Genomic DNA, 26,097 nt, shown 5'->3' on the forward strand with positions numbered 1-26,097 from the left:
GGCCTCGGCGTTTTCGGGCGAGCCTCAGGTTCAGTGGTATTTCCTCTTCGCCTCCCTGCTCAGGCCAACTGGATCGCGTCAGTCAGTAGCGTTGAACTCCAGACGGGCGCCGCGCCCAGCGCCGGCGGTGAAGCCATCCTTGCCTAGGCCAGCCACAGCGATAGATCCTGCACGATGAAGTTGCCGGAAAACACCGGGTGCGGCTCGCCGTCGGGGTCGAGCTGGAAGCAGGCGCGCTGTTCGTCGGGCAGCGCCTCGTAGCCGCCGATCACCTGGTACAGCCAGGTCTCCGGATCCCAGGGCAGCTCGCGCTCGCGCCACCAGGTCAGCGCCGACACCGGCCGGCCGCTCTCGATCACCGCGCACAGGTACTCCTGCACGGCGAGCTGGATCGGACTGGGCTGCACCTCGAAGCTTTCCACCGCGCCGAGGGTCAGCTCGCCGGCCTCGGCCGGCGCCGTCGCCGGGCGTTCCTCGCGCTGGGCGCGGATCTGCGCGGCGAGGGCGAGCAGCTCGGCTTCCTGGCCGCTGTCGTGGAGGTTCGCCGCCGCCGGGGCGATCAGCGCCTCGGCGAGGTTGAGCAGCTGCGGCATTTCGGGCCGCGCGGTGTGGCTGCCCGGGCGGTAGTCGGGCTGCTGTTCGGCGTGCAGCAGCCAGCCGCGCAGCAGGCGGGTGCGGCCCTGGATCTTGCGGAAGCGGCCGAGCAGTTCGAGCAGGCGGCCCTGCACCACGCCCAGCTCCTGGCAGCAGCCGCTGACCTGGCGTTGCAGGCGGGTGACCAGCAGGCGGCGCAGTTCGCGCAGTTCGCCGGCGGTTTCCGCCAGTTCGCTGAAGTCGATCAGTTCGAGGCCGGCCAGCAGCTCGCTGACCTGGGCCTGGGCCAGCTCGTTCTCGCGGATCTTGGCGCCGAGGCTGCCGACGTAGCCGAACTCGTTGTTGATCCGCCCCCACAGCACCCGCACGCTGTGGCCGAGGCCCTCGCAGAAGCTGTAGACGTGCTCGCGCAGGTCGGCCAGGTAGGCGTCGGCGGCGGCGAAGTCGCCCTGGTGGCGCGCCTCCTTGTAGTGGGCGGCGAGGGTCTTGAAGGTGGCCAGGGTAGTGCCGGTGTTGGCGTCGATCTGCCGGTTGCGGTCGTCCCTGAGCGCCTCCTCGAGCAGCGCGCGCACCACCCGGCGCAGGTGCAGGTCGGCGCCCGGCTCCGGGCGGTAGAGCACGCCGTCCTTGACCAGGCGCTCCTGCACGCCGGGCTCGAGGGCGTCGTCGCCGACCGCACCGGCCAGGTAGGCGTCCATGATGGTCTCGGCGTGGCGGCCCAGCTGGCGCAGGAAGCGCACGCCGGCCTGGTGCAGGTTGCCGCTCACAGCAGGCTCCCCTGGCTGGCCAGCTCGGCGCGCTCCTCGAGCGACAGGCCTTCGGCCTCGTCGATGAAGCGGATCACCTCGTACAGGTAGTCCAGCTTGCCGGTGCCGAGGTAGATCTGCTTCTCCGGGTTGGGGCGCAGCAGGTAGCCGAGCTCGCACAGGCGCTTGAACACCTGCTTGATCTGCGCGTCGACGCTGGCGCTGGTCGAGCCGAACAGCCGGTAGTGGCTGATGCGCGCCAGCTGCTCGCGGAATGCCGGGGTGTCCTCGACGATGCTCTGCAGCTCGTTGAGGCGGATCGGACTGCCCTCGGTGAGCGGCGCATCCTGGGCGCCGGCCTGCTGGACCAGCAGCAGCCACTCGACCAGCGGGGTGAGGGCGTTGCATACGTCGCGGAACTGCTGGGCGACCACCCGCCGCTCGGCTTCGCCGAGCTGGCGATAGGCGCAGTAGAACACCTCGGCCTCGCTGCCGGCGCCGACCGTGGCCACGCTGCGGTTGAGGGTGGCCAGGTAGTCGTCGACCTGCTCGCGGTTGGCCGGATTCTTCAAAAAGCGCCAGCCTTCCTCGTCGCTGGTGCGGCAGATGAAGGCGCCCTGCAGCAGGCGCTCGATGACCTTGCCCTTGTTCGACAGCATCAGACGGTCTCCTCGCTCAGGCGGGCTTTCAGGCGTTCGCCGATCACGTCCAGGCGCGGCTTGACCACCTGCAGCCGGCGGCTCTGCTTGTCGACGATGTAGCGGTTCTTGAACAGCGCCAGCACCTCGGAATCCGGGTTGGGGAAGGCGCCGAGGATGCGGATGGCGTTGCTGGCGCAGGCGTCGAAGATCTTCTTCACGTTGCTGTGGTGCAGGGTGCCCAGCTCGTCGATCGGCCAGTGGATGGTCGCCGGGGCGCGGCCGCGCAGCAGGCGGGTGAAGGCGAGCAGGAACTTGCAGAGGATCAGGTAGGCCATGCCGTGGCTGGACGACTCGTTGAGCTGGCGGTCGGTGCGGATCACCAGGTCGCTGTTGCCCTCGCGCAGGCGCAGCTCGATCTCCAGGAGGCCGGCGATGCCGCTGGTCAGCGCCGAGCGGCCGAGCACTTCGAGGGCGCGGCGCATGCTGCCGGTGTAGTCCTCGCCGGGCAGCTCGCCGAAGCCGCTGTCCTCCCATTCGCGGTAGGCGGCGACGAAGGCGCGCAGCTCGGGCCAGAACTCCAGTTCGGTGATCTTCGAGCGGATGGTCACCGCCGAGTTGGACACGCCGTCGAGGAACAGCTCCTCGCCGACCTCGCGGGTGATCCGCGCGCTCTGGCTGGCGATGCGCTGGTCGATGTCGGCGAGCACGGCGAAGTAGTCGAACAGGTCCTTGCCGAAGATCCGCCCCTGCTCGCGCAGTGCGGTGATGCTCTGCGGCACCAGCACGTTGAGCAGCTGGGCCAGCGCCGGCACCAGGCGGCGGTAGTCGAGGGTCGGCACGCCGCGTTCGCTGACCAGGCTGCACTCCTCGCGGCTGCGCTCCCAGGTCTCGGTCAGGCTGGAGCCGGCCTTGCCGGCGATCAGGCTGTCGAAGCGCTCGACGTGCTGCTTGATGGCGGCGAGCAGGTTCTCGCGGCCGTGCAGCAGCTCCTGGGCCAGGCGCAGGCGCTCGTCCAGCTCGCCGGCCGGCGTCTGGCCGTCGCGCGGCAGCTTGAGCTCGCCGAGACGCTTGAGCAGGGCCTTGAGGCTGTCGAGCTGCTCGGATACCTGGCCCTGGGCCTGCAGGGCCTGGCGGCGCTGCTGCTCGAGCGCGTCGCGGCGGCTCTTGAAGGCCTGGGTGGCGGTGTCCAGGCGCAGCCTGAGGTCGGTGGCCTCGCGCTTGCGCTCGATCAGGTCCTCTTGCAGCTGCGGCTTGCGCTTGAGCCAGGTGACCGCGTACCACTCATCAAAGCGGTGCACCTCGGCGCGGCGCGCCTCGGTCTCGCGGATGCGCTGCTCGCGCTCGCGGATGCCGCTCTTCAGCTGGATCAGCTGCGCCTCGTCGACGCCACGCGACTTCAGTTCGTTGCGGTACCAGCTTTCGCAGGCGGCCAGCTCGGCCTTGCCCCGGGCGCGCTGCTCCTCCAGCTGGCCGCGCAGCTGGGCCAGACGCTGTTCCAGATCACCGATCACCTGCTGCCAGTGCGCGCTGGTGTCCAGGCGCGCCTCGCGGTGCTGGCTGTCCAGCTCCTCCAGCAGGCCGGCGTGCTCCAGCTTGAGCTGGGCGAGGGCGGCATCGAGGCCGGCGAGCTGCTGGCGCGCGGCCTGGCGGCGCTCGGCGAGCGCGGCGTCGAGGCGTTCCTTGAGCGCGGCGCGTTCCTCCTTGAGGCGCTGGCGGTTGTCCTTGGCGGTCTGCAGAGCGGTGCGCGCCACCACCAGGCGGGTGTTCAGCTCCTCCAGCGCGGCGCCGTGCTCGCCCAGCTGGTGCTCCACCTGCTCCTGCTGGTTGCGGGCGTCCTGCAGGTTGTCGCCGGCCAGCTGCACGCGGTGGCGCAGTTCCGCCTCGCCGGCGGCGTGCTCAGGGGTGGCCAGCGCGGCGAGGTCGAGCTGCACGCCGTACAGGCTGTCGGCCGGCGCCGCGCTGAGGGCCGGCTTGAGGTCGCTGCGCTGCAGCAGGCTGGGCTCGATGACCTTGCCGAGGCTCTGCTCCCAGCCCGGCTGCTCGCGGCGCAGGAATTCCAGCAGGCTGTGCTGGCCGGGGTAGAGCAGGCGCTCGGCGTCGTCCAGCTCGCGCTGGCGTTCGCCGACCCGACGGCTGGCCTGGGCGAGCTGCTGGGCGGCCTCCTCGCGCTGGCGCAGCCGCAGGCGCTCCTGCTGGGACAGGCTCTCCAGCTGCTGGGCGGCTGCGTCGCGCTGCTCGTCGGCCTCCTCCAGGCGGCGGTCGAGGATCTCCAGGCTCAGCGCCTCCTCCTCGCTGTAGGCGAGGCTGGCGATCAGCTGTTCCTGGCGGCTCTTCTCCAGTTCGAGGGCGTGGCGGCGCTCGCGGCTGGCGCTTTCCGCCTCCTGACGGCGATTGGCGAAGGCGCGGTCGAGCTGGGCGAGGGCCTCGTGTTTCTGCTGGTTGCGCTCGGCCAGTTCGTCGCGCACCCGGCTCTCCTGCTCGTGCAGGCGGTCGAGGGCCTCCTGCTGGCGCTCCTGGACGATCTGCTTGCGCTCCAGGTAGGCGTTCTGCACGTCGGCGTGCTGCTCGGTGAGCAGGCGCAGGCGTTCCTTGTGGTTGTCCAGCTCCAGGCGCCAGCCGTCGAGCTTCTCGAGGTCGGCCTTGGCCTGGTCGATGTCGGCGTCGAGGTACTGCTGGTACTGCTCCTCGATGTGCTCGAGCTGGGTTTCCGCACTCTCGATGCGCGCCTGGACCTGCGACAGCTCGAGGCTCAGCTCGTCGCGCTGGTCCTTCCAGTCGTCCTCCAGCAGCTTGAGTTCGAAGCCGCTCTGCTCGAGGGCGAGGCGCAGCTGCTCCTGGCGGGCAAACAGCAGCGGCTGGTCGGTCTGGAAGGCCTGCAGCAGGCCGGCCAGGCGCGTCTCGCCGGCCTGCAGTTCGGCGAAGTCGTGCTCCAGGCGGGCGAACTGCGGACGCAGCGCGGCGAAGCCCTGGATCAGCTGGCTGTCGCGGATCCAGTCCTCGACCTTCTGCGGGCTGAGGCCGGTGGTCGGCGGCGCCACGCCATCCTCCTCGAGAATGGCGGCGACCATCGACTTGACCGTCTCCATCTTGCCCTCGCGCGAGTGCACGGCGCGCACCAGCTTCTCGATGTGGCGCAGGCTGTGCTCGCCGCCGCACAGCGAGAACTGCCGGGCCAGCTGGCGCAGTTCGCCGCGCTGGCTGTCGGCGGCGAGCAGGCTGCGGTCGTTCTGGATGATCGCGCGGTACTGGCGGGTGTTCAGCTGGTTGCTGACCGCCACCCCGCTCTGGCGGAAGTGGCGGCCCAGCTCGGCCATGCTCCGGCAGACCACGACATCGCCCTGGCGGCTCCTGATGTAGTCGTCCAGCTCGAAGGCCTTGTGCGCCAGGCGGTAGTCGACGCCGCGGCCGTCGCTGCTGGCGGCGAGGATCGCCTGGCAGGCTTCGCCGTCCATGCGCCGGTATTCGTAAACGATGAAGCTCTGCTCGGTGGGCAGATACCAGCGCTCGAAGCTGTCGCGGGTGGCCGGCACCACGCGGCTCGGGTATTCGCCGTAGAACACCGGCACCAGGCGCTGCAGGGTGGTCTTGCCGGAGGCGTTGGTGCCGCAGATGTTGGTGTGGTCGTCCACGACCAGCTCGACCACGCCCGCGAGGTGGGTGTTGATCAGGATGAGGCGATTGAGGCTGGGCATGTAGATCCTCTGGATTGCGAAAAGATGCGGCAGACGCGGGTAACAGGCGCGTGTGGCAGGCGCGCAGTGTAGGTGAGGCGCCGCGGACTGTCCGGCGCCAGGTCAGCGTTTCGTGCGGCTCAGGCGCAGGTGGCGTTCAGGGTTTCCAGGAGCACGCGCACCTTGGTCAGCGACTCCTGGTACTCGGCCTGCCAGTCGGAGTCCATGACGATGCCGCCACCGCCCCAGCAGCTGGCGCGGCCGTCCCGGACCAGCAGGGTGCGGATGCAGATCGAGCTGTCCATCTCGCCGCGGCAGTCGAGGTAGAGCAGCGAGCCGCAGTAGATCGAACGGCGCGTCGGCTCCAGCTCGTCGATGATCTGCATGGCGCGGATCTTCGGCGCGCCGGTGATCGAACCGCCGGGGAAACTGCCGACCAGCAGGTCGAAGGCGTCGAGGCCGTCGGCCAGCTCGCCGGTCACGCTGCTCACCAGGTGGTGGACATTGGGATAGCTTTCCAGGGCGAAGAGTTCCGGCACGCGCACCGTACCGGTGCGGCAGCTGCGCCCCAGGTCGTTGCGCAGCAGGTCGACGATCATCAGGTTCTCGGCGCGGTCCTTGCGACTGGCCAGCAGCTCCTCGGCCAGCGCGCGATCCTCGTCGGGCGTCGCTCCGCGCGGGCGGGTGCCCTTGATCGGCCGGGTCTCCACCTGGCCGCCGTGCACACGGATGAAGCGTTCCGGCGACAGGCTGAGAATGGCGCCGCCGTCGACCGCCAGATAGCCGGCGAAGGGCGTCGGGCAGGCCGTGCGCAGCGTCTGGTAGGCACCCCACGGATCGCCGGCGCAGGGCGCCTGGAAGCGCTGGGCGTAGTTCACCTGGTAGCAGTCGCCGGCGAGGATGTAGCGCTGGATCTGTTCGATGGCGGCGCGGTACTGCGCGGCCTCGAGGTCGGCGGCGAAGCGCCGGGTGAGGCGGAACGGCTCGACGGGCGGGGCGGCGGCTTCGTCGAACAGGGCGATCAGCGCGGCGCGGCGTTCCGCGGCCAGGCTGGGATGGAAGACCAGCTGCGAGGTTTGCCTGTGGTGGTCGCTGACCAGCGCCCAGGCGTAGACGCCGAGGGCGGCGTCCGGCAGGGCGAGGTCGTCGGCGGCCTGCTCCGGCAGGCGTTCCAGGCGGCGGCCGAAGTCGTAGCCGAGGTAGCCGAGCAGACCGCCGGTGAAGGGCAGCTCGACGCCCGCCGGGGCCTCGGCGCGGCCCAGCTGCGCGAGCGCTGCCTGGCAGCGGGCGAAGAAGGTGCGGCCGTCCTCGCCGGCCTCGGGCTGCAGGCACTGCTCGGGCCAGGCGCTGAACAGGTCGAAGCGGCTGCGCTCGGCATGCGGCCGGCCGCCGTCCAGCAGGCAGGCGCCCGGCGCCTGGTGCAGCAGGGCGAAGCGCGCGCGCGGATCGGGATGGTAGGGCAGGGGATGGATGCAGCAGGTGGGCATGGCGAAGCTCGGACAAGTGCAAGCAGGAATTCTAGTGCGCTGCAAAGTCCGAGCCTAGAGGCACGGATGCGGCTTGTCGGCGAGGAGAAAGCGGGCGCCGGCGGGCGCCCGCCGCGGTGTCACAGCTCGACCGGCTTGACGTGGCCGAACAGCTCCTGGGAGAAGCGCACGCGCTGCTCGGGGGTTTCCTGGATGCCCTTGGCCTTGAGCTCCTCCAGGCGCGCTTCCACGGCGTGGGCGCGGTGGGTCAGGCCGCAGTCGTTGGCGATCTGGATGTTCAGGCCGGGACGTGCGTTGAGTTCGAGGATCAAGGGGCCCTTGTCGACGTCGAGCACCATGTCCACGCCGATGTAGCCCAGCCCGCACAGCTCGTAGCAACCGGCGGCCAGCTTCATGAAACCGTCCCAGTTGGGCAGCTGCACGCCGTCCACCGCGTTGGCGGTGTCCGGATGCTTGGTGATCCGGTTGTTCAGCCAGGTGCCGCGCAGGGTGAGGCCGGTGGCCAGGTCGACGCCGACGCCGATGGCGCCCTGGTGCAGGTTGGCCTTGCCGTTGGACTGGCGGGTCGGCAGGCGCAGCATGGCCATCACCGGATAGCCCATCAGCACGATGATGCGGATGTCCGGCACGCCCTCGTAGCTGATGCTCTTGAAGATCGGGTCCGGGGTCACCCGGTACTCGATCAGCGCCCGGTCGCGGCCGCCGCCCAGCGAGTAGAGGCCGGAGAGGATGCTGGACAGCTGCTGCTCGATCTCGTCGCGGCTGACGATCTTGCCCGAGACGGTCTTGAAGCGGCCCTCGAAGCGGTCGGCGATCACCAGGATGCCGTCGCCGCCGGCGCCCTGCGCCGGCTTGATCACGAAGTCGTTGTGCTCGCCGATGATCTGGTCGAGGTTCTCGATCTCCTTCTCGGTGGAGATGATGCCGTACATCTCCGGCACGTGGATGCCGGCCTTGATGGCGCGTTCCTTGGTGAGGATCTTGTCGTCCACCACCGGGTACAGACTGCGCTTGTTGTACTTCAGCACGTAGTCCGCGTTGCGCCGGTTGATGCCCATGATGCCCTTGGCTTCCAGGGCTTTCCACGTCTTGATCAGACCGAACATGGGCTCAATCCTTCAGGAAGGCTTTGAAACGGAACAGCTCGGTCAGGCGGTAGCCGCGGTAGCGACCCATCGCCAGCATGAAGCCCACCAGGATCAGCAGCACCGCCGGGAAGGTGAAGATGAAGTAGGTCAGCTGCGGAATGCTCATCAGCAGGTGCGCCAGGGTGGCGGCGACCAGGGTGCCGACGGCGACCTTGAAGGCATGGCCGCCGCCGCGCTCTTCCCAGGTGATCGACAGGCGCTCGATGGTCATGGTCAGGATCACCATCGGGAACAGCGCCACCGACAGGCCGCGCTCGAGGCCGAGCTTGTGGCTGAACAGGCTGATCACCGCGATCAGCACCACCACGAAGGTCAGCACCACCGACAGGCGCGGCAGCATCTGCAGCTTGAGGTGCTCGAGGTAGGAGCGCAGCGACAGGCCCAGCGCGGTGATGAGGGTGAACAGCACGATGCCGAAGCCCAGCTGGGTCTCGCGGAAGGCCAGGGCGATCAGCACCGGGGTGAAGGTGCCGAGGGTCTGCAGGCCGCCGAGGTTGCGCAGGATCAGGATCACCAGCACGCCGATCGGGATCATGATCATGATCTGGTAGGTCTGCTGGGTCTGCAGCGGCAGGCCGTACAGCGAGTACTCGAGGAAGCCGGCGTCGGCCGATTCGTCGGACTGCTTGGCCAGGCGGATGGCGTTCAGCTCGCTGGTGTTGAGGGTGAAGTTGACCTGGGCCTGCTTGCCGCCGTCGACGTTGATCAGCTCGCCGTCGCCCAGCCACCAGATCAGGCGGTCGCGCGGCAGGCCCTGCTGGCCGTTGTCGGGGTTGAAGTACAGCCAGTTCTCGCCGTTGAAGCTGCGCAGCCAGAGTTCCGGGCTCTGCGCCTGGTTTTCGAGCAGGCGGATGGTGTGGACCTTCTCCAGCGGCACGTGGGCGATGGACAGCAGCAGGTCGATGATGCGGGCGCGGTTGGTGATCGAGGTGTCGCCGGCGAGCAGCAGCTTGACGTTGTCGTCACCCAGGTTGTTGACGCGCTTGATGGTCTCGCTGATGAAGGTCTCGACGTCGGCCGAGTGCTGGCGGATGGGCGCCAGCAGGGCTTCGGCGGCGATCTGCTCGGGACCGGCCAGCGGCAGGCTCTCGCGGTAGATCGGGCCTTCTTCCTTGGGCTTGTCCTTGGTGTAGCGCTGGGTCAAGGCCATGCGGTAGTAGAGGGTCTGCGGGCCTTCGGCGCGGCGCGCCGACCAGGTCACCCGGCGGTTGCCGTCGACGTTGTTGACGCTCACGCCGTAGTTGTTGGAGATGAAGCTCTCGTTGAGGCTGACGAAGTCCTGGCCCAGCGGCGGCACGAACATCTGCACCTTGACCGGGTTGCGCGGATTGGCCTGGAACTCGACCTTGGCGTCGATGTTCCAGACGTTGTCCGTTTCCGCCTCGGTGACCGGGATGCCGAGAACGAAAATCTGGTAGGCGGTGATCGCCACGCCCAGGCTCACCAATATGGCGATGAGGACTTTCAGGTGCAGTGTCAGAGAGCGCATCGAGTTTACTCGTTCGAATGTGCAACGTTGGTGCAGGCGGGCTTGCCGGCTGCGTACTTGAGGCTTGGATCTACCAGGGCGCCAAGGCGCTTGAGCGCGTCGGAGCCGATCAGTAGCGGGTATTGGAAAGCGCTGCGGTCGGTAAGGTTCACTTCGATGGTGCGTCGCGTGTTGCCCATGCAGACATCCAGTTCGATCACAGGCCTTGCAGTGTAGGTCTTGCCCTCGTCGGGATCGAAGTCGCCATGGCGGCGCTTGATCTTGCTGATCCGCGCCAGCGGCTTCTCGATCGGCTCGGCGCCCTCGGCGTCGGTGCCCAGGTTGAAGCGCACCCAGGTTTCCCCTTCGCGCTTGAAGCGCTTGATGTTGCGCGCGCTCAGCGAGGCGGTCTTGGCGCCGGTGTCGAGCTTGGCCGGCAGAACGGTATCGAGCTCCTGCAGGCGCACGTATTCATGGAGGCCGTAGACGGTCTTTTCGGCGGCAAAGCCGTGGCCGCACGGCATCAGCAGGCTGAGTAGCAAGACGGTGGGCTTGAGTCTCATGGGTCCTGGGTGATGAGGCGTAGTGGAGCTTGAAGGAGGCGGCGGAGGCGCAGGAATCGAGGCCACTGCCGCTCGGGCGGCCGGCATTCTAGCACGCAGGTGGTGGGCCGGCGACAACGGAGGCCTCTGCGCCGGCCTCCCGGCGGGGTCTGGCGGGCTGGATGGGCAGAACTGTGACGGGTGTCCGCAGTTCCTCCGATTGTCGACAATCGTCTAAGGGTGTTTGACACGTAAGTGGCTTTGCCCTAGCTTTTCCCCATCGGTGTCATCCAAGTGTCGACAATCATGACTCAAATGCTGGAAGAACCCTTGGTCGCAGACGACGAATCCGCCACCCTCTCCGATCATGTGTTCCGGCGTATCCAGGCTGCCATCGTGCGCGGCGAGATCGCCCCCGGCAGCAAGATTTCCGAACCGGAGCTGGCCCGCGCCTACGGCATCAGCCGTGGTCCGCTGCGCGAGGCGATCCGCCGTCTGGAGGGCCAGCGCCTGCTGGTGCGCGTGCCCCACGCCGGTGCGCGGGTGGTATCGCTCAGCCCCGTGGAGCTGCTCGAGCTGTACGAGATCCGCGAATCGCTGGAAGGCATGGCCTGCCGGCTGGCCGCCGAGCGCATGACCGAGGCGGAGATCGACGAGCTGCGTCGGGTGCTGGAAACCCACGAGCGCGACGAGGCGTTCAAGGCCGGTCGCGGCTACTACCAGCAGGAAGGCGACTTCGACTTCCACTACCGGATCATCCAAGGCAGCGGCAATCGCACCCTCAGCAACCTGCTGTGCAACGAGCTGTACCAGCTGGTGCGCATGTACCGCATCCAGTTTTCCGCCACGCCGAACCGGCCGCGCCAGGCCTTCGCCGAGCACCACCGCATTCTCGATGCCATCGCCGACCGTGACGGCGAACTGGCCGAGCTGCTGATGCGCCGCCATATCGCGGCATCCAAGCGCAATGTCGAGCGTCACTACCGCGACGCTTCCAACAAGAACGCCAAGTAACGAGGTTTGCCATGACCCAGAAGACTCCCGGCCAGAAGTTCCGCGACGCCGTCGCCAACGAGAATCCGCTGCAGATCGTCGGTGCCATCACCGCCTACGCGGGGCGCATGGCCGAGGCCACCGGCTTCAAGGCGCTGTACATCTCCGGCGGCGGCGTGGCCGCCAACTCGCTGGGCATCCCGGATCTGGGCATCAGCACCATGGAAGACGTGCTGACCGATGCCCGTCGCCTGACCGACGCCACCACCCTGCCGGTGCTGGTGGACATCGACACCGGCTGGGGCGGCGCCTTCAACATCGCCCGCACCATCCGCTCGTTCGAGAAGGTCGGCGTGGCCGCCGTGCACATCGAGGACCAGGTCGGCACCAAGCGCTGCGGCCACCGTCCGGGCAAGGAAGTGGTGAGCACCGAGGAGATGGTCGACCGCATCAAGGCCGCCGTCGACGCCCGCCAGGACGACAGCTTCGTGATCATGGCGCGCACCGACGCGCTGGCCGGCGAGGGCCTGCAGGCCGCCATCGACCGCGCCTGCGCCTACGTCGAGGCCGGCGCCGACATGATCTTCCCCGAGGCGATGACCGAACTGCCGATGTACAAGCAGTTCCGCGCCGCGGTGAACGTGCCGATCCTCGCCAACATCACCGAGTTCGGCCACACCCCGCTGTTCACCTGCGACGAGCTGGCCTCGGTCGATGTCGACATGGTGCTGTACTGCTGCGGCGCCTACCGGGCGATGAACGCCGCGGCGCTGAAGGTCTACCAGGCGATCCGCGAGCAGGGCACCCAGAAGAACGTGGTGGAGCTCATGCAGACCCGTGCCGATCTGTACAAATACCTCGGCTACCACGCCTACGAGGACAAGCTCGACGAGCTGTTCGCGCAGAAGAAGCAGGAAAAGATCCAGCCGCGGGAATGCTAACTAAAGCCGCATGGAAGGATTGGAGTCTCCCGATTGAGACTCTCGATGTTGGTTGCTGTATCCGCCTAAAAATTCAATAAGAGGAACAACGCAATGGCTGAAGCAAAAGTACTGAGTGGCGCCGGTCTGCGTGGTCAGATCGCCGGGCAGACCTCTCTGTCCACCGTTGGCAAGGAAGGCGCCGGCCTGACCTACCGCGGCTACGATGTGCGCGAGCTGGCCAAGGACTGCCTGTTCGAGGAAGTCGCCTACCTGCTGCTCTACGGCGAGCTGCCCACCGTGGCCCAGCTCGACGCCTACCAGACCCGCCTCAAGGGCCTGCGCGACCTGCCCCAGGCACTGAAGGAAGTGCTCGAGCGCATCCCGGCCGACGCCCATCCGATGGATGTGATGCGCACCGGTTGCTCGATGCTCGGCAACCTGGAGCCCGAAGCCAGCTTCGATGCGCAGCGCGACATCGCCGACCGTCTGCTCGCCGCCTTCCCGGCGATCATGTGCTACTGGTACCGCTTCTCCCACCAGGGTGTGCGCATCAACTGCGTCACCGACGAAGCCGACCTCGGCGGTCACTTCCTCGCCCTGCTGCACGACAAGAAGCCCAGCGAACTGCACCGCAAGGTGATGAACGTGTCGCTGATCCTCTACGCCGAGCACGAGTTCAACGCCTCGACCTTCACCGCGCGCGTGTGTGCCTCGACCCTGTCGGACCTGTACTCCTGCATCACCGGCGCCATCGGCTCGCTGCGCGGCCCGCTGCACGGCGGCGCCAACGAGGCGGCCATGGAGATGATCGAGAAGTTCGCCTCGCCCGAGGAAGCCACCGCAGGCACCCTGGCCATGCTGGCGCGCAAGGACAAGATCATGGGCTTCGGCCACGCGATCTACAGCGTCTCCGATCCGCGCAACGAGGTGATCAAGGGCTGGTCCAAGCAGCTCGCCGAGGAAGTGGGCGACACCGTGCTGTTCCCGGTGTCCGAGGCCATCGACAAGGTGATGTGGGAGCAGAAGAAGCTGTTCCCCAACGCCGACTTCTACCATGCGTCCGCCTACAACTTCATGGGCATCCCGACCAAGCTGTTCACCCCGATCTTCGTCTGCTCGCGGGTCACCGGCTGGGCGTCCCACGTGTTCGAGCAGCGCGCCAACAACCGCATCATCCGCCCGAGCGCCGAGTACATCGGCGTCGAGCCGCGCGCCGTGCCGCCGCTGGCGCAGCGCTGATCTGGAACGGGAGAGCCCTTACGAGGGGCTCTCCTGCCGGTTCCTTTACCGATCGATATCGCCTGAGTCTCCGCCCCATGAATACTGAATATCGCAAAGCCCTGGCCGGTACCCAACTGGACTACTTCGACACCCGCGCGGCCGTCGAAGCCATCCAGCCCGGTGCCTACGACAAGCTGCCGTACACCTCCCGCGTGCTGGCCGAGCAACTGGTGCGCCGCTGCGAGCCGGAAATGCTTACCGACTCGCTGAAGCAGATCATCGAGCGCAAGCGTGACCTGGACTTCCCGTGGTATCCGGCGCGCGTCGTCTGCCACGACATCCTCGGTCAGACCGCGCTGGTCGACCTGGCCGGTCTGCGCGATGCGATTGCCGAGCAGGGCGGCGACCCGTCCAAGGTCAACCCGGTGGTGCCGACCCAGCTGATCGTCGACCACTCGCTGGCCGTGGAAGCTCCGGGCTTCGATCCGGAAGCCTTCGAGAAGAACCGCGCCATCGAGGACCGTCGCAACGAGGACCGCTTCCACTTTATCGAGTGGACGAAAACGGCCTTTAAAAACGTCGACGTGATCCCGGCCGGCAACGGCATCATGCACCAGATCAACCTGGAGAAGATGTCGCCGGTGATCCAGGCCCGCGGCGGCGTGGCCTTCCCGGATACCTGCGTGGGCACCGACTCGCACACCCCGCACGTCGACGCGCTGGGCGTGATCGCCATCGGCGTCGGCGGCCTGGAAGCCGAGACCGTGATGCTGGGCCATCCGTCGATGATGCGCCTGCCCGACATCGTCGGCGTCAAGCTGGTTGGCAAGCGCCAGCCGGGCATCACCGCTACCGACATCGTCCTGGCCATCACCGAGTTCCTGCGCAAGGAGCGCGTGGTGGGGGCCTACGTCGAGTTCTTCGGCGAGGGCGCCGACAGCCTGTCGATCGGCGACCGTGCCACCATCTCCAACATGTGCCCGGAGTACGGCGCCACCGCGGCGATGTTCTACATCGACCAGCAGACCATCGACTACCTCAAGCTGACCGGCCGCGAGCCGGAGCAGGTCGCCCTGGTCGAGCAGTACGCCAAGGAAACCGGCCTGTGGGCCAGCGCGCTGATCGGCGCCGAGTACGAGCGCGTGCTCGAATTCGACCTGTCCACCGTGGTACGCAACATGGCGGGCCCGTCCAACCCGCACAAGCGTCTGCCGACTTCCGCCCTGCACGAGCGCGGCATCGCCGACGAGGCCAAGCTGGCTGCTGCCAAGGCTGAGGAAGCCGAAGGCCTGCTGCCGGACGGCGCGGTGATCATCGCCGCCATCACCAGCTGCACCAACACCTCCAACCCGCGCAACGTGGTGGCCGCCGGCCTGCTGGCCAAGAAGGCCAACGAGCTGGGCCTGCTGCGCAAGCCGTGGGTCAAGACCTCCTTCGCCCCGGGCTCCAAGGTCGCCAAGCTGTACCTGGAAGAGGCCGGCCTGCTGAGCGAGCTGGAAAAGCTCGGCTTCGGCATCGTCGCCTACGCCTGCACCACCTGCAACGGCATGTCCGGTGCCCTGGATCCGGTGATCCAGCAGGAAATCATCGACCGTGACCTGTACGCCACCGCCGTGCTGTCCGGTAACCGCAACTTCGACGGCCGTATCCATCCGTACGCCAAGCAGGCCTTCCTGGCCTCGCCGCCGCTGGTGGTCGCCTACGCCATCGCCGGTACCGTGCGCTTCGATATCGAGCAGGACGTGCTGGGCACTGACAGTCAGGGCAACCCCATCACCCTGAAGGATCTGTGGCCGTCCGACGAGGAAATCGACGCCATCGTCGCCGCCTCGGTGAAGCCGGAGCAGTTCAAGCAGATCTACATCCCGATGTTCGATCTGGGCACCATCGAGGAAGCCAAGAGCCCGCTGTACGACTGGCGTCCGATGTCCACCTACATTCGCCGTCCGCCGTACTGGGAAGGCGCGCTGGCCGGCGAGCGTACCCTCAAGGGCATGCTGCCGCTGGCGATCCTGCCGGACAACATCACCACCGACCACCTGTCGCCGTCCAACGCCATCCTGCTGGACTCGGCGGCCGGCGAGTACCTGGCCAAGATGGGTCTGCCGGAAGAGGACTTCAACTCCTACGCCACCCACCGCGGCGACCACCTGACCGCCCAGCGCGCCACCTTCGCCAACCCGCAGCTGATCAACGAGATGGCCGTGGTCGACGGCCAGGTGAAGAAGGGTTCGCTGGCCCGCGTCGAGCCGGAAGGCAAGGTCATGCGCATGTGGGAGGCCATCGAAACCTACATGAACCGCAAGCAGAACCTGATCATCGTCGCCGGTGCCGACTACGGTCAGGGCTCCTCGCGCGACTGGGCGGCCAAGGGCGTGCGCCTGGCCGGCGTGGAAGTGATCGTCGCCGAAGGCTTCGAGCGCATCCACCGTACCAACCTGGTCGGCATGGGCGTGCTGCCGGTCGAGTTCAAGCCGGGCACCACCCGCCTGACCCTCGGCCTCGACGGCACCGAGAGCTACGACATCGAAGGCGAGCTGTCGCCGCGCTGCGACCTGACCCTGGTCATTCACCACCGGAACGGTGAAGAAAGCCGCGTCCCGGTCACCTGCCGTCTCGACACCGCTGCCGAAGTGAACGTGTACAAGGCCGGCGGGGTGCTGCAGCGCTTCGCCAAGGACTTCCTCGGCCAGGCCTGATTGGCATCCGCAGCACCGCCCCAGCCGCCCGCCAGGCGGGTGGGGCGGTGCCTGCCTCAAGCATTTTTCCTTCCTGTGCGGCCCCGTGGCGGCACAGTCTCATGAGGACGAAATTCCCATGGCGCATGTACCCCAGATTCGTGTCCCCGCCACCTATATCCGTGGCGGTACCAGCAAGGGCGTGTTCTTCCGTCTGCAGGATCTGCCGGCCGCCTGCCAGGTGCCCGGCGAAGCCCGCGACAAGCTGCTGCTGCGCGTGATCGGCAGTCCCGATCCGTACGGCCAGCAGATCGACGGCATGGGCGGCGCCACCTCCAGTACCTCCAAGACCGTGATCGTCGCCAAGAGCGAGCAGCCGGATCACGATGTGGACTACCTGTTCGGTCAGGTGGCGATCAACAAGGCGTTCGTCGACTGGTCGGGCAACTGCGGCAACCTGACCGCGGCGGTGGGCGCCTTCGCCATCAGCGGCGGTCTGGTCGATGCCTCGCGCATCCCGCACAACGGCATCTGCACCGTGCGCATCTGGCAGAAGAACATCGGCAAGACCATCATCGCCCATGTGCCGATCACCAACGGCGAGGTGCAGGAAACCGGCGACTTCGAGCTGGACGGCGTGACCTTCCCGGCCGCCGAGGTGGTCATCGAGTTCATGGACCCGGCCGACGGCGAAGGCTCGATGTTCCCCACCGGCAATCTGGTCGACGATCTGGAAGTGCCGGGCATCGGCACCTTCAAGGCGACCATGATCAACTCCGGCATTCCGACCATCTTCGTCAATGCCGCCGACATCGGCTACACCGGCACCGAGCTGCAGAAGGACATCAACTCCGACGCTGCGGCGCTGGCGCGCTTCGAGACCATGCGTGCCTACGGCGCGCTGAAGATGGGGCTGATCGCCGATATCGCCGAAGCTGCGGCGCGCCAGCACACGCCGAAGATCGCCTTCGTCGCGCCGGCCACCGAGTACCTGGCCTCCAGCGGCAAGACCGTTGCGGCCGGCGAGATCGACGTCTGCGTGCGCGCGCTGTCGATGGGCAAGCTGCACCACGCCATGATGGGCACCGCCTCGGTCGCCATCGCCACCGCCGCCGCGGTGCCGGGCACTCTGGTCAACCTGGCGGCCGGTGGCGGTCAGCGCGACGCGGTGACCTTCGGTCATCCGTCGGGCACCCTGCGGGTCGGCGCCGCCGCCGAGATCGTCAATGGCGAGTGGACCGCCACCAAGGCGGTGATGAGCCGCAGCGCGCGCGTGCTGATGGAAGGTTTCGTTCGCGTGCCGGGCGACGTCTTCTGACGCTCGCCAGCGCCGAATGAGCCCGCGCCCCCGTTGCCGACCGGCAGCGGGGGCGTTTCGTTTCGGGCGGCTAAGCTTTCTCCCACCGTTCGCCGGAGGAAGCCCCGATGTCCGCCACCTTCGATCTCAACGTCCGCCCCGACTATGACCGGGTCCTGCAGGACATCGCCGACTATGTGCTGGACTATGGGGCCTTCTCCACCGAGGCGCTGGATACCGCCCGGCTCTGCCTGATGGACACCCTCGGCTGCGGCCTGCTGGCGCTGCGCTTCCCCGAGTGCACCAAGCACCTCGGTCCTCTGGTGGAGGGCACCGTGGTGCCGCACGGCGCGCGCGTGCCGGGCACCAGCTTTCGCCTCGATCCGGTCAAGGCCGCCTGGGACATCGGCGCCATGGTGCGCTGGCTGGACTACAACGACACCTGGCTGGCCGCCGAATGGGGCCATCCGTCGGACAACCTCGGCGGCATTCTCGCCGTCGCCGATCACCTGTCGCAGCGGCGCCGGGCGCAGGGCGAGGCGCCGCTGAGCATGCGCGCGGTGCTGCAAGCCATGATCATGGCCCACGAGATCCAGGGCGTGCTGGCGCTGGAGAATTCCTTCAACCGCGTCGGCCTCGACCACGTGATCCTCGTCAAGGTCGCCTCCACGGTGGTTTGTGCCCGGCTGATGGGCGCCGACCGCGAGCAACTGCTTTCGGCGCTGTCGCATGCCTTCGTCGACGGCCAGGCCCTGCGCACCTATCGCCATGCGCCCAACGCCGGCAGCCGCAAGTCCTGGGCGGCGGGGGATGCCACCAGCCGCGGCGTGCGTCTGGCCGACATTGCCCTGCGCGGCGAGATGGGCATTCCCGGCGTGCTCACCGCGCCGCAGTGGGGCTTCTACGACGTGCTGTTCAGCCACACCAACAAGGATCTGGCGGCCAAGCCGGCCGACCGGCGCCGCTTCCACCTGCCGCAGGGCTTTGGCTGCTGCGTGATGGAGAACATCCTGTTCAAGATCAGCTTTCCGGCCGAGTTTCATGCGCAGACCGCCTGCGAGGCGGCGCTCAGGCTGCATCCGCAGGTCAGGGATCGTCTGCACGAGATCGACCGCATCGTCATCACCACCCACGAGTCGGCGATCCGCATCATCTCCAAGGTCGGCCCGCTGGCCAATCCGGCCGACCGCGACCACTGCCTGCAGTACATGGTCGCGGTACCGCTGGCCTTCGGCGAGCTGGGGGCCGAGTCCTACGAGGACGATTTCCATGCCGCTCATCCGATCATCGACGAGCTGCGCGGCAAGATGGCGGTGGTCGAGGATGCGCGCTACAGCCGCGAATACCTGGACGCCGACAAGCGCTCGATCGCCAATGCCGTGCAGGTGTTCTTCAAGGACGGCAGCAGTACCGAGCAGGTGGCGGTCGAATACCCGCTCGGCCACCGGCGGCGCCGCGCGGAAGGCATTCCCTTGCTGGAGGAGAAGTTCCGCGCCAACCTGGCGACCCGTTTCCCGGCGCTGCGCTGCGCGCGGATCCTCGCCCTGTGCCAGGATCAGGCGCGCCTGGAAGCCACCGCGGTCGACCGCTTCGTGGAGTTGCTGGTGAACTGAGGAGGGCGCGAGGCGGCGGCCGGGCTTGCTTTGCCGTCGTCAGTGGTTGCTGACGCCGATCAGCGCGCCGCCCGCGCCGATGAAGAAGGTGCCGGTGGTCTTGTTCAGGCGGCTGACGCCCTTGGCGCTGCGCACCACGCGGCGGATCTGGCGGCCGAACAGCGAGTAGGCCAGCGAGCCGACGCACAGCTCCATCAGCAGGTAGGTGCTGCCCAGGTAGAGGAATTGCTCCGCAGTGGGCAGCTCCGGCTTGATGAACTGCGGAAAGATCGCGGCGAACAGCAGGATGGCCTTGGGATTGCTCATGCCGACCAGGAACTCGTTGAGCATCAGGCGCAGGATCGGCGCCTCGCGGCGGTCGGCGTCCTCGGCTGCGGCCGGCGACGCGTCCAGGCCGCCGAACTCGCTGCTGCGCCAGGTCTTGATGCCCAGGTAGACGAGATAGAGCGCGCCGGCCCACTTGATGGCGGTGAAGGCGCGCTCCGAGGCCAGCAGCATGGCGCCCAGGCCGACGGCCGAAATGAACAGGAAGATGGCGTAGGACACCAGGCGCCCGAAGGTCGCCAGCAGCGCGGCGCGTACCCCGTAGTTGATGCCGTTGTTCAGCGCGCAGAAGTTGTTCGGCCCCGGCCCGAGGGCGATCAGGGCGGCGATCGGTGCGAACAGCACGGCATCCATCAGGGTCATGGCAACCACCTCGGCCAGTCGGCCACGAGTGCTATCGAAAAGGGGCTATTTCAGGCGGCGTTCGACGCCTTTCTCCACCAGGATCTTGGCGGCGATCTCCTCCACGGAAAAGTGCGTGGAGTTGATGAAGGGGATGTTCTCGCGTCGGAACAGACTCTCCACCTCGCGCACCTCGAACTCGCACTGGGCGTAGCTGGCGTAGCGGCTGTTGGGCTTGCGCTCGTTGCGGATCGCCGCCAGGCGGTCGGGATCGATGGTCAGGCCGAACAGCTTGCTCTTGTGTGCCTTGAGCGCCGCGGGCAATTGCAGGCGCTCCATGTCGTCCTCGGTGAGCGGGTAGTTGGCGGCGCGGATGCCGAATTGCAGGGCCATGTACAGGCAGGTCGGCGTCTTGCCGCAGCGCGACACGCCGACCAAGATCAGGTCGGCCTTGTCGTAGTAGTGGGTGCGGGCGCCGTCGTCGTTGTCGAGGGCGAAGTGCACCGAGTCGATGCGCTCCATGTAGTTGGGGTTGTGCGCGATGGAGTGCGACTTGCCCACCGTGTAGGAGGAGTGGGCGCTCAGTTCCTGCTCCAGCGGCGACAGGAAGGTGGAGAAGATGTCGACCATGAAGCCGTTGCAGCCGGCGAGCACGTCACGGATTTCGCCGTTGACGATGGTATCGAAGATGATCGGGCGTACCCCGTCCGCCTCGGCAGCAGCGTTGATTTGCTGTACCATTGCGCGAGCTTTTTCCACGGTATCGATGTACGGCCGGGTCAGTTTGTGGAAGTTGATGTTCTCGAACTGAGCGAGCAGGCTCTGACCCAGAGTTTCGGCAGTGATGCCGGTACCGTCGGAAATGAAGAAAGCGGTGCGTTTCATGAGCGCCCTGGCCGTGGAGGACTGATTCTCGGCTATCTTGGGAGAGCCGTGGCGCACCCGTTGCCGTACGCCGGCATTGTTACTTATTTTGCCGGGCCCGGCCACAAGCCTGGGTCCGACCGAGAAGCTGTATCCGCACACACTTAGGGGAGAGGTCACCTTGGTAGAGTACGTAGTTTCCCTCGATAAGCTCGGCGTCCACGATGTAGAGCACGTAGGGGGCAAGAATGCCTCGCTGGGCGAGATGATCAGCAATCTCGCTGGAGCGGGCGTTTCCGTACCTGGCGGCTTTGCCACCACCGCCCAGGCCTACCGCGACTTCCTCGAGCAGAGCGGTCTGAACGATCGCATCCATGCCGCCCTGGACGCCCTCGATGTCGACGATGTGACCGCCCTGGCCAAGACCGGCGCGCAGATCCGCCAGTGGGTCATGGACGCCGAATTCCCGGCCCGTCTGGATGCCGAGATCCGCACCGCCTTCGCCGCCATGGCCAATGGCAACGACAACATGGCCGTGGCCGTGCGTTCCTCCGCTACCGCCGAGGACCTGCCGGACGCCTCCTTCGCCGGCCAGCAGGAAACCTTCCTGAACATCCGTGGCGTGGACAACGTGATCCGCGCGGCCAAGGAAGTGTTCGCCTCCCTGTTCAACGACCGCGCCATCGCCTATCGCGTGCACCAGGGCTTCGACCACAAGCTGGTCGCCCTGTCCGCCGGCGTGCAGCGCATGGTGCGATCGGAAACCGGCACCGCCGGCGTGATGTTCACCCTGGATACCGAGTCCGGCTTCCGCGACGTGGTGTTCATCACCGGCGCCTACGGCCTCGGCGAGACCGTGGTGCAGGGCGCGGTGAACCCCGACGAGTTCTACGTGCACAAGCCGACCCTGGAGGCCGGCCGTCCCGCCATCCTGCGCCGCAATCTGGGCAGCAAGGCGATCAAGATGGTCTACGGCGACGAGGCCAAGGCCGGTCGCTCGGTCAAGGTGGTCGACGTCGACCTCGCCGATCGGGCCCGTTTCGCCCTGAGCGACGCCGAGGTCACCGAGCTGGCCAAGCAGGCGCTGATCATCGAGAAGCACTACGGCCGCCCGATGGACATCGAGTGGGCGAAGGATGGCGACGACGGCAAGCTGTACATCGTCCAGGCCCGTCCGGAAACCGTGAAGAGCCGCTCCAGCGCCAACGTCATGGAGCGCTACCTGCTCAAGGAAAAGGGCAAGGTGCTGGTGGAAGGCCGCGCCATCGGCCAGCGCATCGGCGCCGGCAAGGTGGTGGTGATCCACGACATCGCCGAGATGGACAAGGTGCAGCCGGGCGACGTGCTGGTCTCCGACATGACCGACCCGGACTGGGAACCGATCATGAAGCGCGCCAGCGCCATCGTCACCAACCGCGGCGGGCGTACCTGCCACGCGGCGATCATCGCCCGTGAGCTGGGTATCCCGGCAGTGGTCGGTTGCGGCAACGCCACCAGCGTGCTGAAGGACGGCCAGCAGGTCACCGTGTCCTGCGCCGAGGGCGATACCGGCCTGATCTACGAAGGTGCCCTGGGCTTCGACATCCGCCAGAACTCGGTGGATGCCATGCCCGATCTGCCGTTCAAGATCATGATGAACGTCGGCAACCCGGATCGCGCCTTCGACTTCGCCCAGCTGCCCAACGCCGGCGTCGGCCTGGCCCGCCTGGAATTCATCATCAACCGCATGATTGGCGTGCACCCCAAGGCGCTGCTCAACTTCGCCAGCCTGCCGGTGGAGATCAAGGACAGTGTGACCAAGCGCATCGCCGGCTACGGCGATCCGGTCGACTTCTACGTCGAGAAGCTGGTCGAGGGCATCAGCACCCTGGCCGCCGCCTTCTGGCCGAAGAAGGTCATCGTGCGCATGTCCGACTTCAAGTCCAACGAGTATGCCAACCTGATCGGCGGCAAGCTCTACGAGCCCGAGGAAGAGAACCCGATGCTCGGCTTCCGCGGTGCCTCGCGCTACATCAGCGAGAGCTTCCGCGACTGCTTCGAGCTCGAGTGCCGGGCGATCAAGAAAGTCCGCAACGAGATGGGGCTGAGCAACGTCGAGATCATGATCCCGTTCGTGCGCACCCTGGGCGAGGCCTCGCAGGTCATCGACCTGCTCGCCAGCCACGGCCTCAAGCGCGGCGAAAACGGCCTGCGCGTGATCATGATGTGCGAGCTGCCGTCCAATGCGCTGCTGGCCGAGGAGTTCCTCGAGTTCTTCGACGGCTTCTCCATCGGCTCCAACGACCTGACCCAGCTGACCCTGGGCCTGGATCGCGACTCGGGGATCATCGCCCACCTGTTCGACGAGCGTAACCCGGCGGTCAAGAAGCTGCTGTCCAGCGCCATCCAGGCGTGCCGCAAGGCCGACAAGTACATCGGCATCTGCGGTCAGGGCCCGTCGGACCACCCGGACCTGGCCAAGTGGCTGATGGAGCAGGGCATCGACAGCGTGTCGCTGAACCCGGATTCGGTGCTCGACACCTGGTTCTTCCTCGCCGAAGGTCAGGCCTGACCGCAGTCCTGATGCGGTGAAGCGAGAGGGCGGGGCAATCCCGCCCTTTTTGTGCGTCCAGAAAAAGAACGGCATGCAAAGCAGCAGCAAACTCTTCCCCGTCGCCTTGGTCAGCGCCGAGTTGCGCGGCGACCTCACCGAGGACGTCTACCTCCTCAAGCCCAACAACAGCCCGGACAGCTCGGTGGAGCTGGCGCTGACCCGTCTGGGGCGCGCCGATGGGGCCGCGCGCGCGGTGCCGGTGGTTCTCTTGCACGGCGGCTTCGCCAACCGGCGGTTCTGGTATACGGCCAATGGCAACGGCCTGGGCGCCTGGCTGGCGCGTGCCGGCTTCGACGTGTGGCTGGCGGAGATGCGCGGCCACGGCCTTTCCCCGCGCAACCAGCGCTATCGAGACAATTGTGTGGTCGACTACGCGCGCTACGACCTGCCGGCGATCGCCGCGTTCGTCGACGAGCAGTGTGGTCAGCCGGCGCACTGGCTGGGTCACTCGCTGGGCGGCCTGACCCTGGCGGCGGCGCTGGCCGGTGGCGACCTGGCCGGGGAGCGGGTCGCTTCGCTGATCCTGGCGGGCTGCCAGATTCGTCGTCTGCACTGGTCGCTCAAGCTGCCGCCGCTGAACTGGGTGGCGCGCCTGAGGCTGCGGGGCCGGGAGGCGGTCGCTGCCGATTGGCTGGGGCGCGGTCCGGAGGAGGAGCCGGCTGGCGTAGTGAGGGAAGTGTTGCGCTGGTTCAGCCTGTTCGGCCGCTTCGGGCAGGGCAAGCAGGACTGGGCTGCCCAGCTGGCGGACGTCGAGGTGCCGGTGCTGGCCTTGGCGGGAACGGATGATCGCACCGATCCGGCCGGCGCCTGCCGGCAACTGCTCGAGTGTTTCGGTTCGGCACAGCGCGAATTCGTTCGCTGCGGGCGGGCCGACGGCTTTGCCGAGGACTACGGACACGTCGAGCTGCTGCAGGGCAAGAATGCCCAGCGCGAGGTCTGGCCGCTGCTGGAGAGCTGGCTGCGGTTCGGCCGCCTGCCGCTGCCTGCGACGGAGATTTCCCCTACGTTTGCCTAGTTTCCCGCCGGCGAGCTTGCGGCTAGGATCACCAGCGGGATGAAGCGAGCGCGTGCACGGGAGCGGGTTGTTCGGTTCTCTGGGCGCTTGCTCCATCCGTACGTAAGGGCTACCGCAAGGCCTGCCCGGTCAACGGGCGTTCGCTGCTCGGGCGGTGACCGACAGGTACCGCTCCCGGCAAACTGCCCTCGGCAGCCGGGCTCGGTTGTCACCTGCGAGCGGGCTGGTGGCCGAGCCGTCAATGCTGTCCGTTCGCCGCTGCTGCGGCTGTTGCCGGCTCAGGCGACAAGCGCACGGCCGTCGATCTCTAACTGCAAGGAATCTGACATGCAATACGTTACCCCCGATCTGTGCGATGCCTATCCGGATGTGGCCGTTGTCGAGCCGATGTTCAGCAACTTCGGCGGCCGCGACTCCTTCGGCGGCCGGATCGTGACCATCAAGTGCTTCGAGGACAACTCGCTGGTCAAGGATCAGGTCGATCTGGATGGCAAGGGCAAGGTGCTGGTGGTCGACGGTGGCGGCTCGCTGCGTCGTGCCCTGCTCGGCGACATGCTGGCCGAGAAGGCCGCCAAGAACGGCTGGGAAGGCATCGTGGTGTATGGCTGCATCCGCGACGTCGACGTGATCGCCCAGACTGATCTGGGCGTGCAGGCGCTGGCGACCCATCCCATGAAGACCGAGAAGCGCGGCATCGGTGACCTGAACATTCCGGTCACCTTCGGTGGCGTGACCTTTGTGCCGGGCGAATATGTCTATGCCGACAACAACGGCATCATCGTCTCCCGTGACGAGTTGAAAATGCCCGAGTGACGGGCGGATGCGCCAGCCGGACGGCTCATCGGGTCGCCGGCGGGTGTTCCGAGGTGCGTCGTTCTGCGGGAGGCGGGATGCAGTCGTATGAAGGCGACAACGAGCGCGGCCTGGTCCATGGCTATGTGCTGGATGGCGAGGGCGGCGCTCGTCAGGTCCGGCGCAACGAGCTGGATGTCCTCGATCTACGCCCCCAGGAGAGCCTCTGGCTGCACTGGGATCGCAGCGTGCCCCAGGCGCAGCGCTGGCTCCGTGAAGCCGGCGGGGTGAGCGACTTCGCCTGCGACCTGTTGCTCGAGGAGGCGACCCGGCCGCGGCTGGTGCCGTTGGGGCGGGAGCGGCTGCTGCTGTTCCTGCGCGGGGTCAACCTCAACCCCGGCGCGGCGCCTGAGGACATGGTTTCGCTGCGCATCTACGCCGATGAGCGGCGAGTCATTTCCCTGCGCCTGCGCCCGCTCAAGGCCACTGCCGCGTTGTGCGACGCCTTCGCGCGCAACGAGGGGCCGAAATCTCCCTCCGAGGTCATGCTGTTTCTGGCCGATGCGCTGACCGACGGCGTCGACCGGTTGGTGGCCGGTCTGGCCGAGCAGATCGACGAGCAGGAAGAGAACCTCGACCTGAGCGAGAAACGGGTGCCCAGTCGCCCCTTGCTGTTGGCCTTGCGCCGACGGGCGGCCGGCCTGCGCCGTTACCTGGCGCCACAGCGGGACATCTACGCGCAATTGGGGCGCAATCCGCCGCCTTGGTTCCTGTCCGACGATACCGACTACTGGAGCGAGCTGTTCAACCGTCTGACGCGCAATCTCGAGGAGCTGGAGTTGGCGCGCGAGCGAGTCAGCCTGCTGCAGGAGGCCGAGCATCGTCGCATCACCGAGCGGATGAACCGCACCATGTATATGTTGGCGATCATCACCGGATTCTTCATGCCGATGAGTTTCGTCACCGGTCTGCTGGGTGCCAACGTCGGCGGGATTCCCGGCGCCGAGCATCCCCACGGCTTCTTCTTCGCCTGCCTGGTGATAGGCGTCATGGCCGCGTTTCAGTGGTGGCTGTTTCGCCGGCTGCGCTGGTTGTGATGTGACCCGCCGGAATGCTGGCGCGTCTCGAACAGAGACACCGTGGAG

19 protein-coding genes are annotated in these 26,097 nt (G+C 67.2%); 10 read left to right on the forward strand and 9 right to left on the reverse strand.

Annotation, left to right across the window (positions count from 1 at the left end; all coding sequences use genetic code 11):
- Positions 1–143: 143 nt before the first annotated feature.
- The 7 genes from LMJ29_RS10140 to rloA form a co-directional block, all read right to left on the reverse strand.
- A complete protein-coding gene (locus LMJ29_RS10140; RefSeq protein ID WP_229605402.1) occupies positions 144–1,361 on the reverse strand; it encodes a phosphoenolpyruvate carboxylase in 1,218 nt (405 codons plus the stop codon).
- On the reverse strand, positions 1,358–1,999 hold the full coding sequence (locus LMJ29_RS10145; protein WP_229605403.1) for a hypothetical protein: 642 nt from the start codon (positions 1,997–1,999) through the stop codon (positions 1,358–1,360). The genes LMJ29_RS10140 and LMJ29_RS10145 overlap by 4 nt, the downstream gene beginning before the upstream one ends.
- Positions 1,999–5,673 carry an ATP-binding protein gene (locus LMJ29_RS10150; RefSeq protein ID WP_229605404.1) on the reverse strand — a complete coding sequence of 1,225 codons (3,675 nt, stop codon included), beginning with the start codon at positions 5,671–5,673 and terminating at the stop codon, positions 1,999–2,001. Before LMJ29_RS10150 ends, LMJ29_RS10145 begins: the two co-directional genes overlap by 1 nt.
- Before the next feature lie 119 nt (positions 5,674–5,792).
- Positions 5,793–7,139, reverse strand: a complete 1,347-nt coding sequence (gene pabB, locus LMJ29_RS10155; RefSeq protein WP_229605405.1) for an aminodeoxychorismate synthase component I — start codon at positions 7,137–7,139, stop codon at positions 5,793–5,795.
- A 119-nt stretch (positions 7,140–7,258) separates the two neighbouring features.
- Positions 7,259–8,245 carry an alpha-L-glutamate ligase-like protein gene (locus LMJ29_RS10160; RefSeq protein ID WP_229605406.1) on the reverse strand — a complete coding sequence of 329 codons (987 nt, stop codon included), beginning with the start codon at positions 8,243–8,245 and terminating at the stop codon, positions 7,259–7,261.
- A gap of 4 nt (positions 8,246–8,249) precedes the next feature.
- Positions 8,250–9,776 carry an osmotic stress tolerance membrane protein RloB gene (gene rloB, locus LMJ29_RS10165; protein WP_229605407.1) on the reverse strand — a complete coding sequence of 509 codons (1,527 nt, stop codon included), beginning with the start codon at positions 9,774–9,776 and terminating at the stop codon, positions 8,250–8,252.
- Positions 9,777–9,781: 5 nt separating this feature from the next.
- Positions 9,782–10,318, reverse strand: a complete 537-nt coding sequence (rloA, locus tag LMJ29_RS10170; protein ID WP_229605408.1) for a retropepsin-like aspartic peptidase RloA — start codon at positions 10,316–10,318, stop codon at positions 9,782–9,784.
- 285 nt (positions 10,319–10,603) lie between these two features.
- Here rloA and LMJ29_RS10175 point away from each other — a divergent pair, with 285 nt between their 5' ends.
- The 6 genes from LMJ29_RS10175 to prpD all read left to right on the forward strand — a co-directional run bounded on the left by LMJ29_RS10175 (position 10,604) and on the right by prpD (position 19,022).
- Complete coding sequence (locus tag LMJ29_RS10175; RefSeq protein WP_229605409.1) at positions 10,604–11,311, forward strand: GntR family transcriptional regulator; 708 nt, start codon at positions 10,604–10,606, stop codon at positions 11,309–11,311.
- An 11-nt stretch (positions 11,312–11,322) separates the two neighbouring features.
- The gene (gene prpB / locus LMJ29_RS10180; protein WP_229605410.1) at positions 11,323–12,231 is read left to right on the forward strand and encodes a methylisocitrate lyase; all 909 of its coding nucleotides are present in this window, start codon (positions 11,323–11,325) and stop codon (positions 12,229–12,231) included.
- Positions 12,232–12,324: 93 nt separating this feature from the next.
- Complete coding sequence (gene prpC / locus LMJ29_RS10185) at positions 12,325–13,452, forward strand: bifunctional 2-methylcitrate synthase/citrate synthase (RefSeq protein WP_229605411.1); 1,128 nt, start codon at positions 12,325–12,327, stop codon at positions 13,450–13,452.
- A 77-nt stretch (positions 13,453–13,529) separates the two neighbouring features.
- Positions 13,530–16,133 (forward strand): Fe/S-dependent 2-methylisocitrate dehydratase AcnD, encoded by a 2,604-nt coding sequence (gene acnD / locus LMJ29_RS10190; protein WP_229605412.1) that lies wholly within the window; start codon positions 13,530–13,532, stop codon positions 16,131–16,133.
- A gap of 118 nt (positions 16,134–16,251) precedes the next feature.
- Positions 16,252–17,430, forward strand: coding sequence for a 2-methylaconitate cis-trans isomerase PrpF (gene prpF, locus LMJ29_RS10195; RefSeq protein ID WP_229605413.1), 1,179 nt, complete (start codon positions 16,252–16,254; stop codon positions 17,428–17,430).
- A 107-nt stretch (positions 17,431–17,537) separates the two neighbouring features.
- On the forward strand, positions 17,538–19,022 hold the full coding sequence (gene prpD, locus LMJ29_RS10200) for a 2-methylcitrate dehydratase (protein ID WP_229605414.1): 1,485 nt from the start codon (positions 17,538–17,540) through the stop codon (positions 19,020–19,022).
- Positions 19,023–19,061: 39 nt separating this feature from the next.
- On the opposite strand, the gene LMJ29_RS10205 is transcribed toward prpD, so the two are convergent.
- Positions 19,062–19,709, reverse strand: a complete 648-nt coding sequence (locus LMJ29_RS10205; protein WP_229605415.1) for a LysE family translocator — start codon at positions 19,707–19,709, stop codon at positions 19,062–19,064.
- A 45-nt stretch (positions 19,710–19,754) separates the two neighbouring features.
- Entirely contained in the window at positions 19,755–20,573 is an 819-nt protein-coding gene (gene ppsR / locus LMJ29_RS10210; RefSeq protein ID WP_229605416.1) for a posphoenolpyruvate synthetase regulatory kinase/phosphorylase PpsR, read from the reverse strand.
- A gap of 160 nt (positions 20,574–20,733) precedes the next feature.
- Between ppsR and ppsA the strand changes: the two genes are divergently transcribed.
- The 4 genes from ppsA to LMJ29_RS10230 all read left to right on the forward strand — a co-directional run bounded on the left by ppsA (position 20,734) and on the right by LMJ29_RS10230 (position 26,049).
- Positions 20,734–23,103, forward strand: a complete 2,370-nt coding sequence (ppsA, locus tag LMJ29_RS10215; RefSeq protein ID WP_229605417.1) for a phosphoenolpyruvate synthase — start codon at positions 20,734–20,736, stop codon at positions 23,101–23,103.
- Between the two features lie 73 nt (positions 23,104–23,176).
- Entirely contained in the window at positions 23,177–24,160 is a 984-nt protein-coding gene (locus tag LMJ29_RS10220; RefSeq protein ID WP_229605418.1) for an alpha/beta fold hydrolase, read from the forward strand.
- Between the two features lie 327 nt (positions 24,161–24,487).
- The gene (gene rraA / locus LMJ29_RS10225) at positions 24,488–24,973 is read left to right on the forward strand and encodes a ribonuclease E activity regulator RraA (protein ID WP_229605419.1); all 486 of its coding nucleotides are present in this window, start codon (positions 24,488–24,490) and stop codon (positions 24,971–24,973) included.
- 77 nt (positions 24,974–25,050) lie between these two features.
- Positions 25,051–26,049, forward strand: coding sequence for a zinc transporter ZntB (locus LMJ29_RS10230; RefSeq protein WP_229605420.1), 999 nt, complete (start codon positions 25,051–25,053; stop codon positions 26,047–26,049).
- Positions 26,050–26,097: the final 48 nt, after the last annotated feature.

The organism is Pseudomonas oryzagri, from assembly GCF_020831405.1.
GTDB lineage: Bacteria > Pseudomonadota > Gammaproteobacteria > Pseudomonadales > Pseudomonadaceae > Geopseudomonas > Geopseudomonas oryzagri.

Excerpts from the sequence above, each read along its gene's own strand:
- pabB (WP_229605405.1), bottom strand. The coding sequence starts at position 7,139 with ATGCCCACCTGCTGCATCCATCCCCTGCCCTACCATCCCGATCCGCGC.
- prpD (WP_229605414.1), top strand. The coding sequence starts at position 17,538 with ATGTCCGCCACCTTCGATCTCAACGTCCGCCCCGACTATGACCGGGTC.
- LMJ29_RS10230 (WP_229605420.1), top strand. The coding sequence starts at position 25,051 with ATGCAGTCGTATGAAGGCGACAACGAGCGCGGCCTGGTCCATGGCTAT.
- rloB (WP_229605407.1), bottom strand. The coding sequence starts at position 9,776 with ATGCGCTCTCTGACACTGCACCTGAAAGTCCTCATCGCCATATTGGTG.
- LMJ29_RS10160 (WP_229605406.1), bottom strand. The coding sequence starts at position 8,245 with ATGTTCGGTCTGATCAAGACGTGGAAAGCCCTGGAAGCCAAGGGCATC.
- LMJ29_RS10150 (WP_229605404.1), bottom strand. The coding sequence starts at position 5,673 with ATGCCCAGCCTCAATCGCCTCATCCTGATCAACACCCACCTCGCGGGC.
- rraA (WP_229605419.1), top strand. The coding sequence starts at position 24,488 with ATGCAATACGTTACCCCCGATCTGTGCGATGCCTATCCGGATGTGGCC.
- acnD (WP_229605412.1), top strand. The coding sequence starts at position 13,530 with ATGAATACTGAATATCGCAAAGCCCTGGCCGGTACCCAACTGGACTAC.
- prpF (WP_229605413.1), top strand. The coding sequence starts at position 16,252 with ATGGCGCATGTACCCCAGATTCGTGTCCCCGCCACCTATATCCGTGGC.
- LMJ29_RS10205 (WP_229605415.1), bottom strand. The coding sequence starts at position 19,709 with ATGACCCTGATGGATGCCGTGCTGTTCGCACCGATCGCCGCCCTGATC.
- LMJ29_RS10220 (WP_229605418.1), top strand. The coding sequence starts at position 23,177 with ATGCAAAGCAGCAGCAAACTCTTCCCCGTCGCCTTGGTCAGCGCCGAG.
- rloA (WP_229605408.1), bottom strand. The coding sequence starts at position 10,318 with ATGAGACTCAAGCCCACCGTCTTGCTACTCAGCCTGCTGATGCCGTGC.
- prpB (WP_229605410.1), top strand. The coding sequence starts at position 11,323 with ATGACCCAGAAGACTCCCGGCCAGAAGTTCCGCGACGCCGTCGCCAAC.
- LMJ29_RS10175 (WP_229605409.1), top strand. The coding sequence starts at position 10,604 with ATGACTCAAATGCTGGAAGAACCCTTGGTCGCAGACGACGAATCCGCC.
- LMJ29_RS10145 (WP_229605403.1), bottom strand. The coding sequence starts at position 1,999 with ATGCTGTCGAACAAGGGCAAGGTCATCGAGCGCCTGCTGCAGGGCGCC.
- prpC (WP_229605411.1), top strand. The coding sequence starts at position 12,325 with ATGGCTGAAGCAAAAGTACTGAGTGGCGCCGGTCTGCGTGGTCAGATC.
- ppsR (WP_229605416.1), bottom strand. The coding sequence starts at position 20,573 with ATGAAACGCACCGCTTTCTTCATTTCCGACGGTACCGGCATCACTGCC.